The 18,875-nt window shown below is 34.4% G+C and carries 12 protein-coding genes and 1 pseudogene; 4 read left to right on the top strand and 9 right to left on the bottom strand.

From position 1 onward, the window contains the following. Window positions 1-71: 71 nt before the first annotated feature. A pseudogene (locus tag ACFIL3_RS03425) lies at window positions 72-272 on the bottom strand (helix-turn-helix transcriptional regulator). 1,028 nt (window positions 273-1,300) lie between these two features. On the opposite strand from ACFIL3_RS03425, the gene ACFIL3_RS03420 reads away from it, so the two are divergent. Continuing rightward, the gene (locus ACFIL3_RS03420) at window positions 1,301-1,963 is read left to right on the top strand and encodes a lysozyme (RefSeq protein ID WP_375612387.1); all 663 of its coding nucleotides are present in this window, start codon (window positions 1,301-1,303) and stop codon (window positions 1,961-1,963) included. Next, window positions 1,960-2,187: a hypothetical protein gene (locus tag ACFIL3_RS03415; protein WP_375612386.1), complete on the top strand. Its 228-nt coding sequence runs from the start codon at window positions 1,960-1,962 to the stop codon at window positions 2,185-2,187. Before ACFIL3_RS03420 ends, ACFIL3_RS03415 begins: the two co-directional genes overlap by 4 nt. Before the next feature lie 1,659 nt (window positions 2,188-3,846). On the opposite strand, the gene ACFIL3_RS03410 is transcribed toward ACFIL3_RS03415, so the two are convergent. The 3 genes from ACFIL3_RS03410 to ACFIL3_RS03400 all read right to left on the bottom strand — a co-directional run bounded on the left by ACFIL3_RS03410 (window position 3,847) and on the right by ACFIL3_RS03400 (window position 9,338). Next, on the bottom strand, window positions 3,847-4,323 hold the full coding sequence (locus tag ACFIL3_RS03410; RefSeq protein WP_375681839.1) for a hypothetical protein: 477 nt from the start codon (window positions 4,321-4,323) through the stop codon (window positions 3,847-3,849). A gap of 1,621 nt (window positions 4,324-5,944) precedes the next feature. Beyond that, window positions 5,945-7,096, bottom strand: coding sequence for an FMN-dependent L-lactate dehydrogenase LldD (gene lldD / locus ACFIL3_RS03405; RefSeq protein WP_375632491.1), 1,152 nt, complete (start codon window positions 7,094-7,096; stop codon window positions 5,945-5,947). A 1,153-nt stretch (window positions 7,097-8,249) separates the two neighbouring features. After that, complete coding sequence (locus tag ACFIL3_RS03400; RefSeq protein WP_375613513.1) at window positions 8,250-9,338, bottom strand: 2'-deoxycytidine 5'-triphosphate deaminase; 1,089 nt, start codon at window positions 9,336-9,338, stop codon at window positions 8,250-8,252. Between the two features lie 238 nt (window positions 9,339-9,576). Between ACFIL3_RS03400 and mutL the strand changes: the two genes are divergently transcribed. Together mutL and ACFIL3_RS03390 are read left to right on the top strand one after the other, a co-directional pair. Continuing rightward, window positions 9,577-11,445 carry a DNA mismatch repair endonuclease MutL gene (gene mutL, locus ACFIL3_RS03395; RefSeq protein ID WP_375681838.1) on the top strand — a complete coding sequence of 623 codons (1,869 nt, stop codon included), beginning with the start codon at window positions 9,577-9,579 and terminating at the stop codon, window positions 11,443-11,445. Window positions 11,446-11,554: 109 nt separating this feature from the next. Further along, the gene (locus tag ACFIL3_RS03390; protein ID WP_375608064.1) at window positions 11,555-11,791 is read left to right on the top strand and encodes a DUF2093 domain-containing protein; all 237 of its coding nucleotides are present in this window, start codon (window positions 11,555-11,557) and stop codon (window positions 11,789-11,791) included. 19 nt (window positions 11,792-11,810) lie between these two features. Here ACFIL3_RS03390 and lpxK read toward each other — a convergent pair whose 3' ends face one another. The 5 genes from lpxK to ACFIL3_RS03365 form a co-directional block, all read right to left on the bottom strand. Further along, entirely contained in the window at window positions 11,811-12,851 is a 1,041-nt protein-coding gene (gene lpxK / locus ACFIL3_RS03385; protein WP_375668557.1) for a tetraacyldisaccharide 4'-kinase, read from the bottom strand. Continuing rightward, entirely contained in the window at window positions 12,841-14,163 is a 1,323-nt protein-coding gene (gene waaA / locus ACFIL3_RS03380; RefSeq protein ID WP_375638580.1) for a lipid IV(A) 3-deoxy-D-manno-octulosonic acid transferase, read from the bottom strand. Before waaA ends, lpxK begins: the two co-directional genes overlap by 11 nt. Window positions 14,164-15,535: 1,372 nt before the next feature. Next, on the bottom strand, window positions 15,536-15,781 hold the full coding sequence (locus ACFIL3_RS03375; RefSeq protein ID WP_375612377.1) for a DUF4170 domain-containing protein: 246 nt from the start codon (window positions 15,779-15,781) through the stop codon (window positions 15,536-15,538). A 46-nt stretch (window positions 15,782-15,827) separates the two neighbouring features. Beyond that, window positions 15,828-16,634, bottom strand: coding sequence for a 3'(2'),5'-bisphosphate nucleotidase CysQ (locus tag ACFIL3_RS03370; protein WP_375612376.1), 807 nt, complete (start codon window positions 16,632-16,634; stop codon window positions 15,828-15,830). Continuing rightward, on the bottom strand, window positions 16,621-17,952 hold the full coding sequence (locus ACFIL3_RS03365; RefSeq protein ID WP_375612375.1) for a TldD/PmbA family protein: 1,332 nt from the start codon (window positions 17,950-17,952) through the stop codon (window positions 16,621-16,623). The genes ACFIL3_RS03370 and ACFIL3_RS03365 overlap by 14 nt, the downstream gene beginning before the upstream one ends. Between the last annotated feature and the right edge of the window lie 923 nt (window positions 17,953-18,875).

Below are 18,875 nucleotides of genomic sequence, written 5' to 3'. Positions count from 1 at the left end.
TATTGAAATATATATTTTTTTTAATTAATTATCTGTTTGAAGACCACCTTCTAGGGTTTATGCAATTTTATCTAATCTATTGTTATTTGCTCCGTATTTTTCTCTGGAGTAAATGCTAAAATCTCTTTCTTTCTCCACCTCACTGCTCACCCTAGCTTATATGGCTCCGGCCCCCTTTGAAGCATCCAATTGCGAATCGTTGTTGTGGATATACTAAAAAGCTGTGCACACTCACGTATTATTACATATCTATTGCCATCATCAAATATCATCTCATTGCCTTTTTATTTTTTATGTTATGTGAATGGACTGGGATGCTAGGAGGAGAGAGCTTCCTATATTGTCAAGCAGCTTTTTGTCAAAATCTTTTGTGTCTCTTGTGCTATTGCCTCTAAAAAGATTTCAATAGCTTGATTGATTTGTTTAAGAGGCTGCTGGAAACGTAGCCAATACAACACCAGACAAAGATGATACCATTGGACCCGAACGCCCCACTAAATGCTTCATATGAAAAAGAAAATATATGAAACCGAACTACTTGTTCAAATTTATTACAGTACAATATTCTTTAAAAAACTATCAAATATCATTGGTCTATATATTGAATATGCTCCACTAATATATTGTTTCAGTTGGAAACAGACTGTAAGAGAGGAGAAACATTCATTATGTTTTTTATATAACAGTTTATTTAAAATCCTTCATAAAGGTATTTTTTAATGAAATTAAGCAATTAGGAAAAAAAACAAAGAATAATTAAATTAACTATAGATTTTTTTATTAAATATGTATAACACGTTATGTATATGTCTTATTGATTCTAAGATAATTTTTAGATATATAATATTAAATTATAATGTTTTTTTGTTTTTATAAAAAAATTCTGTGGTGCAATTTATGACTTTTGAAATTACTTAAAAATTAACACCTAATTATTTCATTAATTATTATGTCTCTTATTTTTTGTTAAAAATGCTTTTTGTCATCGGAATTATTGAAGTTTTTTCAAGTAAAGTTCTTCTAAATCATTCTGGATCAAATGTAAGAATTTATGAGTGAAATCTATCTGATTATAAATGGAATTATTATAAAGTTATTGTCTTTAGATGGAGATCAATTGCTGCAAAATGAATAGTATTTAGCATAACCTTTATTCAAAAAAAATGATATGGATCTTAAAATAATCCACTATGGATGTTTTGAATTTATTATGCCCTTTCGCTGTTCTGTTCTTAAAAATGAGTAGATGTAAGTTTTTAATTCATATCCTGCTTTGTGTAGTTTTTTATAGGTAAAAATAATGCGAAAAATATCAAAAGAAGGGCTTGTATTGATTAAGCAATTGGAAGGCTTGCGTTTATCAGCTTATGAAGATTCTGGTGGTGTCTGGACAATTGGTTATGGACATACAAGTGCTGCTGGTGCCCCAAGCGTTCACAAAGATATGCAAATTACGGAAAAAGAAGCTGAAAAAATCCTTTGTCAGGACTTGAGGGAGTATGAAGCTGTTGTTGAAAAAGCCGTTACCGTTCCTTTAAACGATGAACAATTCGCGGCATTAGTATCATTTTGCTATAATGTAGGAATCACAGCATTTCGCAGTTCTACACTTTTAAAAAAGCTTAATAAAGGTGAATATGAAGCGATACCAACCGAATTGCAAAAATGGACAAGAGTGGGAGGAAAACGTATCCAAGGTCTTGTCAATCGCCGAGCAACCGAAGCAGGATTATGGGCAAAAGGAGCTCATGTTGCCCCCAATTATCATGTAGTAGAACCAGAAGGCGTAACAGGTATTTGCAAAGTAGAAGCTCTTGCCCCAATCATAGGTTCTTTTTCAGGGCTTGGAGGTCTTTTTGCAGGAAATGGTCCTGTTCAATGGGTTCTAGCAGGCATTATGGTTTTAGCCGCTTGTACAGCTATGATATACATTGCTAAACGTTTTCAGGAACACCGCCTATGATTTTATGGATAAAAAAATATCTGACAATGACGTCAGCGCTCATAGCAGCTTTTCTTATAGCTTTAGTCAAAGCCTTTTTTCTTGGGAAAAAAGTTGAGAAGCAAAAGCAAACAAAAGAAGATTTCAAGATAGCGACAACACGGCTTGAGGTAGAAAATGAAATTAATAAGAAAAGTGATGCTGATGTGCGCACTAAGCTTTCTAGCTGGTTGCGCGACCAATGAACGAACTTCTTGTATTGGATGGCTGCCAATTTATTTGAATCGACAAGATATCAATGTCATTAGTCCAAATTTGGCGAGAGATATTTTAAAACATAACGAACAAGGTGAACGTTTATGTGGTTGGAGAGATAAACGGAAAATAAAGTGATAAAAATATAATTCCTCTGAAACATCAATCAATGAAAAGATTTGAAAGAGGTGGATACATTCAGATTAAAAGTAAAAGCACTTAAAGGATTAAAACACTCTGGTGGTCGATTAGTTTTAATTAGAGTAACGGAGATGTCTGAGTTGAAGCGAAAGGATTCAACAGATTATGTTTGTGTAAAATGATTGAGTCTATTGATGTATTCTATGGGCATCTTTGTTATCCTATCAAAAGAAGATGAGAAAAGATTTTATGGATTGCACTACTATCGTCGTTCAAAGAACTGATCATACACAAAGGTTCTGTTTTCAACAAAAATAACATCTAGAAGCTTGCATGCTTGAAGAAAAGCAATCTACGGAGCTATATAATGAATAATGGTAAGGCTTTTATGTGATTTGTAAATGACGTTGCTTCAGCTTCCTAATTATAATAATGATGTTGACGATAAGGAAAATACTTTCGCACTGTATCTGCTTTTTCATGCTAAAGTGGCGGGAAAACATTGTGAATAATCTTGGCTGTTAATTTTTCTATAGGTAAATTCCCTATGTGGGAAATGACATGCAACTCCAATTGAGAAAACCAATAACCATTTTTTCTTTTATTTTTTAACTTAGCTTTTTTACTTTCAAAAGTTGCCTAGCAATTTCTTGAAAAATATTGCTTTACTATTTTAAGATAATTTTTTCCTGAAATAAAATCTTTCTTTTAAAATATTACTGTAATAGCTTGTAAACTCATGTACTGCTTTTAGAGAAAGTTTGTAATAGGACCGTGTCTTTCACGGCGTTTATTGTGATGTGTATAACGGAAAAGTTAAGAGCGCGTATTATCTTTTCGAACATTCAACCACAATCTTATTTCATCCCAATATTTATCTTGAGAAGATACTTTTACAAAGATACTGATAATCTATAAATCACTCTCCCCTAATTCACCTTCTCACTCATCCTTCCATGCATTGCCCATCCACCTTTTAAACCACCTTAAATTTTTGATATAAAATTTTTTCTTTAATTTTTATTTTTTATTGAATCATAAAAATGATATGTCTCAATCTCACCTCTATGCATCTTTATACGCTTTGATTCTTGTTTCTAAAGCCCAGATTGCCTACATATCGTACTGTTTTTATATTTAATATATATTTTTATATTTATTCCTAACTTGTTAGAAAAGTTTTTATATTTTGATAGAAATATCTTCTATCAGTTCACTTTTTTCAAAAGATTCTGAAAGGATTCTCAAAAAGTCTGCAAAGTTAAAGACTATTTAATACGTATTGTTTCTTTTTTAGAAATCAAAATTGGTGATGCCCCATTCCTCACCAGCAATTGTGTTATTTGCAGAGCAGTCTATAATGATGTAACCTCTTTTATAAAGTTAACTAAAGTTTTTTGAATTTCTAGCATATTGTTTAAAGACAAAAAACTCCCTCTTATTATGCAAGCAGCTTAGACATCGGCTGATAGTCCTCCCGCTTATAAAAATCCTTTCTTTAATAACCTTCAAAACCACAATAAAAGTGGTGAAAGATAAAACAAGATTTTTAGGCAATCATAACGCACAATAAAATCAGACCAGTCTAAATGTTCAATGCTAACACCTGCTAAACAGTGGAAAATAAGTTTTAGCACGCATTCAAATTGGAAGGGCTTAAGCCCCCGCGCGCTACGATGGGTTTCTACTCTCATCGTAAGATTTACATTCCCTCTAAAACTTAATCGCTGTAAATATAAAAATCTTGACGCCCGTTCTAAATCCGTGAGAGTTTCTGGATCTTGCTGTATTAAACGTTGAAATTCCTCATAACTGCTCATCTGAAATGCTAACATTTTCATAAAAGGACGATAGTGGCGTTGTAACATCCCTAAAAAGTTTACGACATAACCTGAGAGATTATTGCTGATTTCAGGGGATAGAATCAATTTCTGTTCAAAGAAAATATCACTCATACCAACAAAAAGGTTTGTTCTACATGCCATGAGGAATATACTCAAATAATTTTGATATTTTTTTGATCGAATTTCTTTTGTCACCAATATCAGCAGCAACTGGTGTAGCATTAACAAAATTATAATTTTTTATCTTAAAATGTATCCATCATTTTTTACATTCTTTCATCTATCTTAGCCTTCTTTTCACAGCTTCAAATGATAAAAAGTAACTGCAATGTTAAGTCGTTTTGCATCGAACAAATTTCTCGCAAACTATCCCTATTGGCTAGATGGCAATCCATCCTCTATTTAAAGAGAGAAAAACTTTTCTTTTTTATTCAGCGATAAAGTAAATATTATCCAATTACTTATGAGTAAGTAATTGGATCAAATGGAAACTGTAATTCTTTCTACTCTAAGTAATCTTGTACCCATTTATATAGGTTTAGGAAAGCGTGTTGTTATAAATATTCATAAAAATGCTTCAAAAATTGATATCAGCAAAACTTCTGTTTAAAAAAGGAAAAGATGTTCTCTTACCTACTACTGAAGAAACTATTCAGATTTGTCTTGATGTTGCTGAAGAGCTTCAAAAAACATGAAGTTATCCCAACGCTTACAAGTGTGCCAACAATTCAACTTTGAGATAATAGATCAGTGAGTTATGCCAATCTCACCAATCTGTTGTTGTCTGTGAAGAGCATAGTATCAAAGGAGAAGCTTGGAGATGCAATTGTTAAATCGCTTATGGAACAAAACATTCTATGCCAATTTGTATCATTGCCCCCCCCACCATCCCCATCTGCAATAAAAACGAACTGGATATTTTAACAAGTTATAAAATCAATCGAGAACGCATAAATAGTGTTAGAAATGACATACTATACAAAAAATATTCAACTGCTTCCTAATATGCTCGTCAGTTCAAAAACATCATAAATCATTGAGAATACAAGAAAATAAGAAAGAAAAGCACATTAATTCACGCAGTTTTGCTCTCAGTAAACGAGCTTTTTTAAAGATAGTACGGATATTTTTTTCATTGCTTAAAAATGTACTCCATAAAAACAATATCATATCCATATAATATATTATCCAATGAACTTAATATAAATAATATATAGATTATAGAAATATTATCTATTAGATACATTTTTTATTATAATTATAGATTAAAATAAATACATATTGACATTTTTAATAATTTTATTTATATACTATAATTAATATTATTTATATTAAAATAAAACTAAATGGATTTTATAAATTTACGTTTTATGCCAATATGGAAAAGAAGTAATTAACATATTATATTTTAATGTTTTTTATATACAGGAGGGAAAAATGCTCACAGCATTATTTATAGCTATTTTTTCTATATCAACAGTTGTTTTACCTTTAATATCAGCGCTTGTTCCTTTTTATCCGTAGAATGAGCTTTTAATAAAGTAAATAAAATATGTATGCAATGTTATTATTGTTTTTTTTCGTGTTTATTATTATTAATACTTAATATTATTGTAGTTACTGAGTATTTTCTGTGATTTTATAGAGGAGCTTATTGATCTTTTCTATTTAACTTTAACTGTCAACATATTTTTTAAAATATATAATTATGCTCCTCTATAAAAAGACTTTCTTTTTCTGAAAGAAGTATAACATATTGCTTTCATTGCTTAAAAACATCTATATTTACTAAACTCTTGCGTGTAATATCTTTGATTGTCTGAGTACCAGTCAGTGTCATAGCTACCCGCATTTCATTGGCAAAAAGATCAAGGAGATGCATAACACCTTTCTTACCTGCTGCTGCAAGCGCATAAACAAAAGCACGGCCAATCATAACAGCATCCGCACCTTGTGCTATCATGCGTACAACATCAAGACCAGAACGAACACCTGAGTCCACTAAAATAGTCAAATAATCCTTTACAGCATCCGCAATTGCAGGCAACGCTCGTGTTGTTGATAATACACCATCAAGCTGACGTCCGCCGTGATTAGAAACAACAATACCATCCGCACCAAATTTTACTGCTTCTCGTGCATCTTCTGGATCAAGAATACCTTTCAAAATCATTTTTCCTTTCCAAAAATCGCGAATCCATTGTAAATCATGCCAACCAATTGATGGATCAAAATTTGCACCAAGCCAACCAACGTAATCATCCAATGCAATTTTCTTTTTGAGATAAGCAGAGACATTTCCAAGATCATGAGGGCGCCCCATAACACCAACGTTCCAAGCCCAATATGGATGAGTCAAAGCTTGTAAAAAACGACGTAAACCAGCATAAGGACCAGACATTCCCGAATGCGCATCACGATAACGTGCACCAGGAATTGGCATATCAACTGTAAAAACCAACGTGCGTACACCAGCCAACCAAGCCCGTTCTAGTGCATCACGCATGAAACCGCGATCTTTGAGAACATAAAGTTGAAACCAAAATGCACCTCCAACCGCTTCTTGCACTTCCGCAATAGGACAAACTGAAACAGAAGATAGAGTAAAAGGAATCCCTTTTGCCGCTGCGGCACGCGCTGCTTTTACCTCTCCACGACGTGCATACATGCCCGTTAGCCCAACAGGCGCAAGTACAATCGGTAAATCAAGTGTCTGATCAAAAAGCTTGATTGAAAGATCAACTTCACCAACTTGCCTTAGAATCCTTTGACGCAATGCAAGTGCTTGAAGATCTGTACAATTACGTCGCATCGTTTCTTCAGCATAAGCCCCACCATCAATATAGTGAAAAAGAAAGGGAGGAAGACGACGCTTTGCTGCCTTACGATAATCAAGTGTTGAAGAAATAATCATTGATGGCACCATTGTTCCTAAATGAAAAGAGAAAACATCCTAAAACGCATAAAAGCGAATCCATGTACCTACCTATTCGCTATTCTCCCAAAGCACTCTATTGAATAGATAGAAGCAACAGAGACTGCCACTTTCTAAAAAAACTAATTGATAAAAACAACGTCTTTATTGCTCTTATCCAAATTTAAAATCTCACAGTATGAAGTATCATTAATAACGTATCTACTCATATATTCTTCATGTGCAATTAAAATTGTTATACTCTCTTTAAAGCAATCCCTCTTCGAAAGCGATTGCTCCGTAGCTTAATTAGTCATAATTTAAAGTCGCTTCTCCCTCCAAAGATCCTTACATTATCAGTTATTAAGAATATAGAGTGTCATTAAGTATAAATCATAATCTCCTCCAAAAGATGAAAAAATCCTTTATTAATACTGGAAATAAAGCTGTCGCATACATGCAGAAATCTTCTTATATCAATATTCAAAACTGAGATCTGTTACTTATTCATGAAAGTTTATAAAAATATATAGTGCCTAATTCATATAAAGCATAAAAACTTTTAATGTTCATACCAATAGAAACCTTCATATTTAATTGAATAATTTTCTAGCAATATTATATCTTGAGGCTATAAATGAGTTACTAAAATTAGAATAATGTTTATTGAAAATAATTGTTACTAAACTGGAGTGAAAACTTATTTATTAACTCTTAAGGATAATTTTTATGCGGAATAAAATATACTGGTTATTACACTCTAGAAAAATTGAGTCAATTGCAGCATCCAATCTCGCATATTTACTTTGAAAAGTGAGTAGCTACTGTTATGTTGAATTTTATTAACCTATTGATTTATTATAATAATAAATATGAATAACATATTGAATATAGTAAAATTCTTTCATTGTAAATTTTGTCACGATGAAATAATCAAAACTATTCTTTTGCACATCATAAATGGAGTTCGTATAGATAGAACCTCTTGAAAAAAGAAGTAAAAATGCCTCTCATACCCTCTCAAATACAAGAGATGAGATAACCTTGGAAATTAAAAATAGAATGCATGACGCCAGTTTTGCGAAGCACAAAATTTTCTTTTATCTAAAATACGCTTTCTGCATACATGTTATCAAAATTCGTAGTTCCCAACTCATTTAAAATGCTTGGACAACTTTAAACCCTGTGCTTGATAATGTGATCCAACATCATGTCCATAAAGGGTTGATGGTCGATTAAGCATATGCTCATAGACCAAACGGCCAATAATTTGACCATGCTCTAAGATAAAAGGAACTTCATGGCTCCGCACTTCTAAAACCGCTCTTGCTCCTTTTCCACCCGCCTCCTTATGCCCAAATCCTGGATCAAAAAAGCCTGCATAATGCACCCTAAACTCGCCAACTAAAGGATCAAAAGGTGTCATTTCTGCGGCATAAAGCGGAGGCACATGAACAGACTCTCGTGAAACTAAAATGTAAAATTCATCAGGATCAAGAACCAACTCCCTTTGACCACGATCAAAAAGAGGTTCCCAAAAATCTAAAACGTGGGCAACGGCACGTTTATCAATATCAATAACACTTGTATGATGTTTACCACGATAACCTATAAGCCCGTTTTTGTCTCCCTTTAAATTAATGGAAAGACCAATACCACCAACACTAATATTAGGAAAATCATCCGATATCAGTGTTTCTTGCCTTTGCAAAGTGTGCAACTCTATTTCATTTAAATAACTTTGCCCTTTTCTAAACCGAAGCTGTGATAAATGTGAGCCTGTATGCACCAAAATTGGAAATGTGCGTGGACTAATTTCCAAATAAAGTGGACCATGATAACCAGCACAAATTTTATCAAACTCCTGAGCATTATCCGTAATGACACGTGTAAAAATATCTAATCGTCCTGTAGAACTTTTGGGATTGGCAACAGCAGATAAGAATTCTGGTAAAGCTAAACTTTCTAAAAGAGGAACAATATAAACACACCCCGTTTCCAAAACGGCTCCGTCTCGTAAATCAAACTCATGCAACTTTAACCGTTCAAGCTTATCCAAAACTTTTGTATCAGGTCCCGGCATAAAAGAAGCACGTATACGATAAGCTTTCTCCCCTAAACGAAGATCAAGGCTTGCTGGTTGTATTTGAGATCTATCAAATGGATACTGAGCCTTGAGAAAGTTATTCTCAATCAAAGCTTGTATATCACTATCTGCTAAAATACCGCTTATACGCGCCATATATATTGCCTTCCCTTTTTACATTGTTTCTTTTTTGACCTAGATGATAAACTGGTGCAAGCTATTTTAAAGTGATAAAAACTATTTTTATGTTTTTTCCAACCGACTTGTTAACATAAAATAAAATAGGAGGTATTGTAAAAATAATACCTCTCATGCTCTCTTATTCTTGAATGTCTCGCAAATGATGTTATCATAATTTTCTATAGAACCCTTAAGATTCCTGTTAGAATTTATTATGATTATACGCCATCTTAGCGAAAATATTATTAATCAAATCGCCGCCGGTGAAGTTATTGAACGACCAGCAAATGTTGTCAAAGAACTTGTTGAAAACGCTATTGATGCTGGTGCAACACGCATTGAAATTATTACAGCAAATGGTGGAAAAAATTTTATAAAGGTGAGTGATAATGGTTATGGAATTCCTGCAGATCAATTAACTTTAGCAGTTTCTCGCCATTGTACCTCAAAGATTACCGATGACGTACACAATATCTGCTTCCTTGGATTTAGAGGAGAAGCCCTCCCCTCTATTGGTTCTGTTGCTAAACTTAAACTCATTTCACGAACAAAAGATGCTGAGAGCGCTGCTGAAATTTCCGTTACTGCAGGAAAAATTGTAGGACCCAAACCAGCTGCTGCGAATCTTGGAACAATTGTTGAAGTTCGTGATCTTTTCTTTGTCACGCCAGCACGATTAAAATTTATGAAAACTGATCGGGCTGAAACAAATGCTATTAGCGATATGATTAAGCGAATTGCTATCGCATTTCCACATATCCGCTTTTCTCTTTCAGGACTAGACAGAACATCTATGGAATTGTCTGCTACAGAAAATAATATTCAAGGACAATTACAACGTATTACGCAGATTATGGGAAAAGAATTTGCCCCTAATAGCATTGCGCTGAATGCTGAACGCGAAGCGGTGCGCTTAACAGGTTTTGCCTGTTTGCCATCTTTCAACCGAAATAACAGCCTTCATCAATTTGCTTATGTTAATGGACGTCCCGTGCGTGATAAATTTCTATGGGGCGCTATCCGAGGCGCTTATGCTGATGTCATAACACGAGATCGTTATCCTGTCGCTATTCTTTTTATTGACCTCCCACCTGCTGAGGTAGATGTTAATGTTCACCCAGCCAAAGCTGATGTACGATTCCGTGATCCAGGATTAATTCGTGGTTTGATTGTTGGAGCTATTCGTGAAGCATTGCAGCAATCTGGTATTCGTCCTACTTCAACCCGTTCTGAAGCAATGCTTGCTGCATTTCAAACACAACAATCATTGGCACAACAATCATTGGCACAACAACCATTAGGCAGTTTTAAGAACACGCACCAATTCTCTTCTTACAGTTCACAACCTCATCATTTTACCAGCGCTCCAATGGTCCAAAAACCATTGGATAGTACTCACTCTTTTGATTTAAAAGAAGATGCCGCTCCTATTATGGAGGGCTTAAATACACCAAGTGGGGATGCATACATTCCAAGCACGACATCTTCATCAGAAGAGTTATCTTATCCATTAGGAGCGGCCAGAGCACAAATCCATAAAAACTATATTATCGCCCAAACACAAGATAGTTTGATCATTGTCGATCAGCATGCAGCTCACGAACGATTGGTTTATGAAGCACTCAAAAATGCACTTTATTCCAAACCACTTCCTTCACAGTTATTACTTATTCCTGAAATTGTAGAACTCTCTGAAGAGGATGCAACATGCCTTTTAACGCATAAAGATGCTTTGCAGAAATTTGGATTAGGAATAGAACCATTTGGACCAGGAGCAATTGTTGTGCGTGAAACACCTTCCATGTTAGGAGAGATCAACGTCCAAGCCCTTATTAAAGATCTCGCAGATGAGGCTGCTGAGTATGATACAACAAATAATTTAAAAGCAATGCTTGATTATGTTGCAGCAACGATGGCCTGTCACGGCTCAATACGGTCAGGGCGCCTTTTACGCCCCGAAGAAATGAACACACTATTACGACAAATGGAGGCAATACCTAATACAAGTACATGTAATCATGGACGCCCTACTTATATTGAACTCAAATTGGCAGATATAGAACGGCTTTTTGGCAGAAAATAAGCCCTTCATCATTTTTACAAGAAAAATATTTTAAAATTAACTCTCGACTTTATAATATATTTTATGGCACTTTTCTTGAATCTCTTGTATCAAGTAAAAAGGAGTTATAATGTTTCCCAATGGTGAACGCGAAGCAAAAATTCATTATTCTAATAATGGATATGACATTATAGAATATGGTACCTATACCATTTGTGCTGTTAGCGGGCAAAAAATCCCTATAGATGATTTAAAATATTGGAATCATCACCGCCAAGAAGCATATGCTAGTTGTGAAATCTCCTATCAGCGCGAACTTGAGTGCAACCCATATCTCAAGCAATTGTTAAAAACAAAAGAAAAATAACCCCTCAAAAGCTATAAATTTAGCCTTTGCCTTTTAGACAAGAAAATTCAAGGGAACGTTTTCTAAAGCGGGTTATGACCTCTTCAAGGACCATACGACAGAAGTCTTTTTGAACAAAATCGACATTCACATCAAAGATAATAAGATTTTTCAAATCTTTTTGCATGTGAATTGTCTGTATACGGGTATAATCTTTAGCTGTTGTTGCTAGCCATAAATTGTGCATTTTAGCCTTTTGTATAAGGCTTTTTAAATTTTTATCTGTGAAAAAATAGTGGTCTGGATATATATAAGTTTGCACCACATGACCAGACAATTCTTTAATAGATTTAAAAAATTTATCTGGATTGCCAATACCAGCAAATGCCAAAAATGATTTTCCTGAAACCTCATCAGAGGCACTGGCTTTAAGATGAGCACGATATAAAGGCTTTCCAGTACGCGAAACAAAAAAAGCGACATTATCAGGCGCATCGGAGTGACCAATCAATAAAACACTATCCATAAAAGAAAACTGCGTTTTTAATGGTACGCGCAAAGGTCCTGCTGGAAAGACAGCTCCATTACCAAAACCGCGCATCGCATCAACAACGAGTAACGCATAATCCATATAAAGACGGCGACTTTGAAATCCGTCATCCATTAAAATAAGATTACATCCCTCTTGTTTAAGCCGTTGTGCCGCTGCATAACGATTAGGTGATACAGCTACAAAAGCATGCCGTGCAAGTAAAAGTGCCTCATCTCCAACATCGCGTGCATTGTCATATTTTTCATTTACAAGATGTACCCCTTTAACTGATCCACCATAACCACGAGATATAATACCAGGTACGAAACCAAGTTCTTTAGCCACTTTTGTAAAAGCAATAACAACCGGCGTTTTACCCGCACCACCACATGTAAAATTTCCAATACACAAAACTGGCAGATCAATCACGGGAGGCTGTCTTGTCATAAAACGACTTGAAAAATAACCATACCCCCATGAAACTGGAGCTAACACAAAACGCAAAAAGCTTTTATTTTTCCACCAAAAACGAGGGGCGCTAATATGCATATCTACCCTGACGCTGACGTAAACCTGTTTGTATTACAAGGGGTTGTAAAAATGGATCTAAAATCTTTAATGTGCGCTCAAATGCACCTGCCATACCTGTTGCCACTTCATGAGCCTTATCAACCATTTCTTGCCGCAATGTTTCATTTGTTAAAAGCTTATACACCTGAATAGCAAGCTGTTTTGTATCTTGAACCATATATGCTGCATCACGCGTTAGAAATTGTTTGAACATCTCTTGAAAATTTGAAACATGAGGCCCTGTCAAAATAGCGGAACCAAGCAAAGCCAATTCCAATGGATTGTGTCCACCATTTCCACATAACGATTTACCAACGAAAGAAACTTTCGATAAGCGAAGAAAAAGTCCCATTTCTCCAATGGTATCTCCCCATAAAATATCGGTATTCATGTTTGGAACAGCATCTCTACTCCTACGAATAAAACTTAACCCCTTATTATCGCATTTTCTGATAAGATCTTCTGAACGTTCTGGATGACGAGGCACAATAATTGTTAATAAATCTGGCAAATAATTTTTAACAATTTTATGGACCTCAAAAGCAATCTCCTCTTCCCCTTCATGCGTTGAAACAGCTGCCCAAACTGGGCGATTGCCGATAGCATTACGATAACGTGCAAGCAATTCTTGATTTTCAACCAGAAAAACATCAGCCTTGAGATTACCAGAAAACGTAACAGATTTTACGCCAAGTGTATGGTAATAAGCTACATCTCTTTCATTTTGACCAATCGCCAAATCAATATCCTTAAAAATATGTTTGGCAAGAACACGTCGTTTTTGCCAAGCTTTAAAAGAACGTTCAGACATATGGGCATTAACCAAAATCTGCGGAATACGCATTTTTGCAAGTTCTTTAATACGAAGAGGCCAAATTTCTGATTCACAAATTAAGACGAGATCAGGCTTCCAATGACGAATAAAACGGCGCACTGCAAAATCTAAATCCAAAGGAGCATATTGATGAATCAACCTATTACCAAAATATTTTTTCACAAGAGTAGAAGATGTCACCGTCCCAGTTGTCATTAATACATTGATTTCCAATGATAAAATATAATTTATAAGTGGAACAAGTGCAAGTGTTTCTCCAACACTTGCTGCATGCAACCAAACTAACGAACCTTGGGGGCGTATATGAGAACTTTTACCTAAACGCTCTTTTTTGCGACACCACTCTTCTTTTCCACGAATAGCACGAAAGAACAAATAAAAAGGAATAACAGGACATAAGCAAAAACCAATCATTCGATAGCTTAAAAGAGCCGTATGTGCCTTTAATTCTACCATTTAAAATCACCTCATCCAGCTATTTTAAGATATCTATATACTTATTTTGTTAAAAAATTCATCAACACTATTGGTTGCATCCATATTTTTTAATATCATTCATATCTTAAATAAAAAAAGCTTAATCCATGAGAAAATTCAATACATATACACATTATTTAAATCTCTTTTAATTAAATTTTGTAACTTATATCGATTTTATCACTTCATTCTGCACCCTATAAAAAATCTTACTCAAAAATAACAAAACTACATTTCAGTCGATTATAATTTTTAAAATATAAATGATAAACCTATGACATAGATTGTATCAATTTTTTCAACTCACTGAATAAATACTTCTTATGATTTTAATGAGACTTTGAATTTTGCACGTTGGTATTTTAGAGAAAAAGCTTATTTTTACATATGTTAGGTATTGTCAATTTTTCAAAAAAATAACCCATATAGACATTACAACCTAATATAAATACAACAAATAAAATGTGTTTAAAAGAAAGCTCAATCTCTATTATTTCATTTCAATAAAATGAATATGTCAAACTAATCTTAAAAAACTTTTGAATAGTATAGAGTTCTCATTTTAAATTGTGATATAATCTCTTAAAGGTAATCCAGAAAAATCTAATCTTGTTTAATAGAGAATTTCTTAAAAGTCTTAAAGCAATTTAAATAAGAGTTTTCAAAATTTTAAATCCTCTCTTTTCAGGAGGTCGCAATGATATATTATTCCTTTTAAGATTGTATATAATCAACACAAAATGATTAACTTATAGATTGTAGTTTTAAATGAGTACTCAAGAAATCCTTATGAGGTAAGTTAACTTCATAAATCTATTCAGTTTCTCTAAGTTTCTAATTTTGGTAAAGTTTCTAACGACTTTCATGGTTTCTAAGCTTATAGTAATAACTCGTTGAAAAAATTCCAATAGATAAGTAACGAGTGCTAATAATCTCAACAGAGTAATAATTGCTATCATTAATAATGCTACTCTTTTTATTAATCTTAACGCATTAGTGTCTCATACCCCATTCAAAAGCAGAGTGACTATTCACAATATAATCATAAACTTCGAGTGATAGCTGTCATGATAATATTGCTGTTGTAAATAGGTTGATAGAAACTGTCTTGCATTTTTATTAAGCGTAAAGATGGTGGTGCAATAATGGATTTTATACCTTGCACGGACGCTATTATGAAATGGGCTTGGGTGCTTTGGGAGATGTTTCTTAAAAAAACATATGAATTTTAAACAACAAGCATATTCTTTTTTACGGCATTCTATTTTACCCGAAGAACGTACCTATGAAAAGGACGACTAAACAAAAGCATGAAGCAATCTACAGGTTATAATGACCAAATATTCAAGCTTTATTCTGCATCGCCTAACTCAGCATCAAGAAACTGATGCAAATCTACAATGTAATAACGTTGTAATGCATTATCTACACTGCTTTGTGCTTTTGCCTGCCATGCTTCTTGAGCGGATTGATAATCTGAGAAAATACCAACCACATCTAACTCATCAGGATTCTTAAATTGATTACTGTTAAGATTTTTTAATTCCCCACCAAATACAAGATGTAAATATTGTTTTTTTTCTTTGGTTTCAGTCATATGTGCCTCCATATCATTTAGATTATCTTAGCGCGCTTTTACGTGATTAAACTAACTTTGTTTGACGAACAACATCTATCATATCTTGACAGCAATTATTTTTACCAGCAATTAAAAGTCCATACTGGTAAGGTTCAATTCCATAAGATAGTAAAGGGGCATCAAGCGATAAAAAACACCCTCCACACTCCTGCAAAATAAGATCAGCAGCGGCAATATCCCATTCATGACAATTTGGACGAACTAATACGATATCAATTTCATCTTGAGCAACAAGAACAATACGATAAGCAAGAGAAGGAAGATAATGGTAAAGACTGACTTGATTGAGAAAATCATCTGGTAATTTTTGTGCGAGCGATTTATCAAGTGAAATTTTATATTTTCGATGAACCTCAAAGGCTAAACGAGGAAGTTTTATCCCATTTAATGTTGCCCCTCCACCTGTTACAGCTGTATAAACATCTCCTTGAGCCGGACATTGTAGAACGCCCACAATAGGACGCCCATTCTCAATAATGGCAACCGAAATACACCAATAAGGATTGCCAGAAAGAAAACCACGCGTTCCATCAATAGGATCAACAACAAAAGAGCGCTCATAATAATCTTGTTTTTCTCGATTATCTTTTGTTTCTTCTGAAATCCATCCATAATTTGGACGAGCTCCAAGAAGCCTCTCTTTCAAGAAATGATCAACAGCAAAATCTGCTTCACTAACCGGGGAATTACCTTCTTTAATCCAGACATCCAACGTGCATCCAAAATACCGCATTGCTAAATCTCCTGCCTCTCGACAAACATCACGCAAAAGATTTAAATCAGAAGAATGATGCGTGTTATTTTCCTGCAAGTGTCATCCCTTCAATTAACAATGTTGGAGCAGCTGTACTATAACGCCGATCAATATCATTGGCAGGTGTTAAATGTGCTAACATATGAAGCAAATCAGAACCTAGCGTTACTTCACTTACCGGATAAGCAATTTCACCATTTTCAATCCAAAAACCGGAAGCCCCACGACTATACTGACCAGTAATAAAATCAATGCCATGACCGAATAATTCGGTCACATAAAATCCATTTCGCAAATCTTTTATCATATCGCAAGGTGATACTAAACCCGGTTCAATAGCAAAATTTGTACTGGTCGGCTGCACTAATGATGCCGAACGCATACCGTGTCCATTTGTTTTAAGTCCCAATTCACGTGCTGTAGATGATGAAAGAAGCCAATTTTTTAAAATACCATTTTCAATAATATTGAGTGTTTGCCCCTCTACCCCTTCTCCATCAAAAGGATGAGAAGCATTTCCACGTAATCGCAAAGGTTGATCGGTTACATTAACATTAGGCTTCATCACTTCCTTGCCTAGGAAATTCTGTAAAAGACTCGTTTTTCGAGCCACAGAGGCTCCATTGACCATAGATGCGATATGCCCTGCAATTCCACGAGCCGTACGCGGATTAAAAATAACATCAACGCTCCCAGTCGCCGCACGAACTGCACCCAAACGTCGAACAGCACCAAGCCCTGCATTCTTTCCCACAGTTTCTGCTGCCTCTAAATCAGAAAAATGTAAGGCTGTTGTATAATCATAATCCCGCTCCATCTGTGTTCCTTCACCTGCAAGAGCACTACAAGAACGTGAAAAACAACTTGAGCGATAGGCTCCACAAAAACCATCGCTGGTCACAAGAATAAACCCACTACGGCCATAAGCTGTTGCAGCGCCACCAGAATTGCTTACACCTTTAACATCAAGAGCTGCTGCCTCCGTTTTTAAAGCATCTTCTGTTAAAAAATGACTGCTGGGTACAAAATCATCAAAAAGATCAAGATCTTTAGGATACTTAACCAAACACTCTTTATCTGCCAAACCTTCAAATAAACTATCGGGAGAAGCTTTAGCCATCGCAACAGCACGTTCCGCAAGTTCTTGCGGATAAGATCCTAAATTAGCAGAAACACTTGCTACTTTTTTTCCAACAAAAACCCTTAGAGTAAAATCATTGCTCTCTGCTGCTTCTGTCGATTCGACTTTCCCAAAACGAACTGATACACTGGTAGAATGAGCATGAACAATAACAGCATCAGCAGCATCTGCCCCAGAACGCTTTGCTGCTTCAACCAGCGAAACAGCTTTCTCAATCTGGTTTTTGTCAGTCATTATAGACTCCCTAAAATATTTTATTATTTACATTGATAAGCATTCTGACAAATTTATACAAATCAGAATATAACTCTTGTGTATTGATTCATAAGATTATGCACATTCATGCATTCTTTTTCTTTTAATGCATTAAATCATTTCCCTTTTAGCTTCTTTATGAAAAAACGTAATATGCCGTAAAATCTCTTTAGTTTCAAGATTTCTCATGGGCCCTTATCATTTTAGGAGCCAAATCTCCACTGACAATCAAATCAACAGAACAATTGGCAATTAACAAAAGTCTTAGCTATAACACTTGAATTTAAGCCAAAATCCTCAAAAATTCGAAAAGCATAAAATGATCTAAATCACAGGTCTTCCTTCCTCTGGGTAGTAAAAAACTTATCTCATATCTTTCCTATAGCATTCTTTAATTTCCAAGCAAGAATCAAGAAAATACCTTATATTTGTATACACTTCTTTGCTTCTATAAACTCTCTCATAATGAGACGGCACTCTTGTAAATGAAACAAAACTTAAACAGAGTAAAAAATATTTCCTTCTATTATGGTTTCAACAAAATGAGCAGTCATAAACTTCTTTACCCTAATGGACGTAATATCATAAAGAACTCATTTTTATATTTAAAAGTAATCAAGAAATTATCTTGTAATCTTTCAATAAAATTAACAGTTTGATTTATACTTATAATTTATTGTTTTGTAATTTGTATAAAAAAGCCTAATATCATAAAATTCTCTCTGTTTCGAACCTATTCATGTTGAGTCAATCACAACTATTTGCGAGCAAATCATAAGTAAGGGGCCTATGAATGAAAACTATTTAAGAAGAAATCAAAATGCCTCTTATGAAGATTTTAAATGCAAAAAATATTGCAACATTAGAAACAGGCAAATATTATGACGATATGGACCTACATC

This window comes from Bartonella sp. CE47NXGY, from assembly GCF_042195415.1.
Lineage (GTDB): Bacteria > Pseudomonadota > Alphaproteobacteria > Rhizobiales > Rhizobiaceae > Bartonella.
The sequence above is the reverse complement of the archived record's forward strand: the minus strand, read 5'-3'. Positions and strand labels throughout refer to the sequence as shown.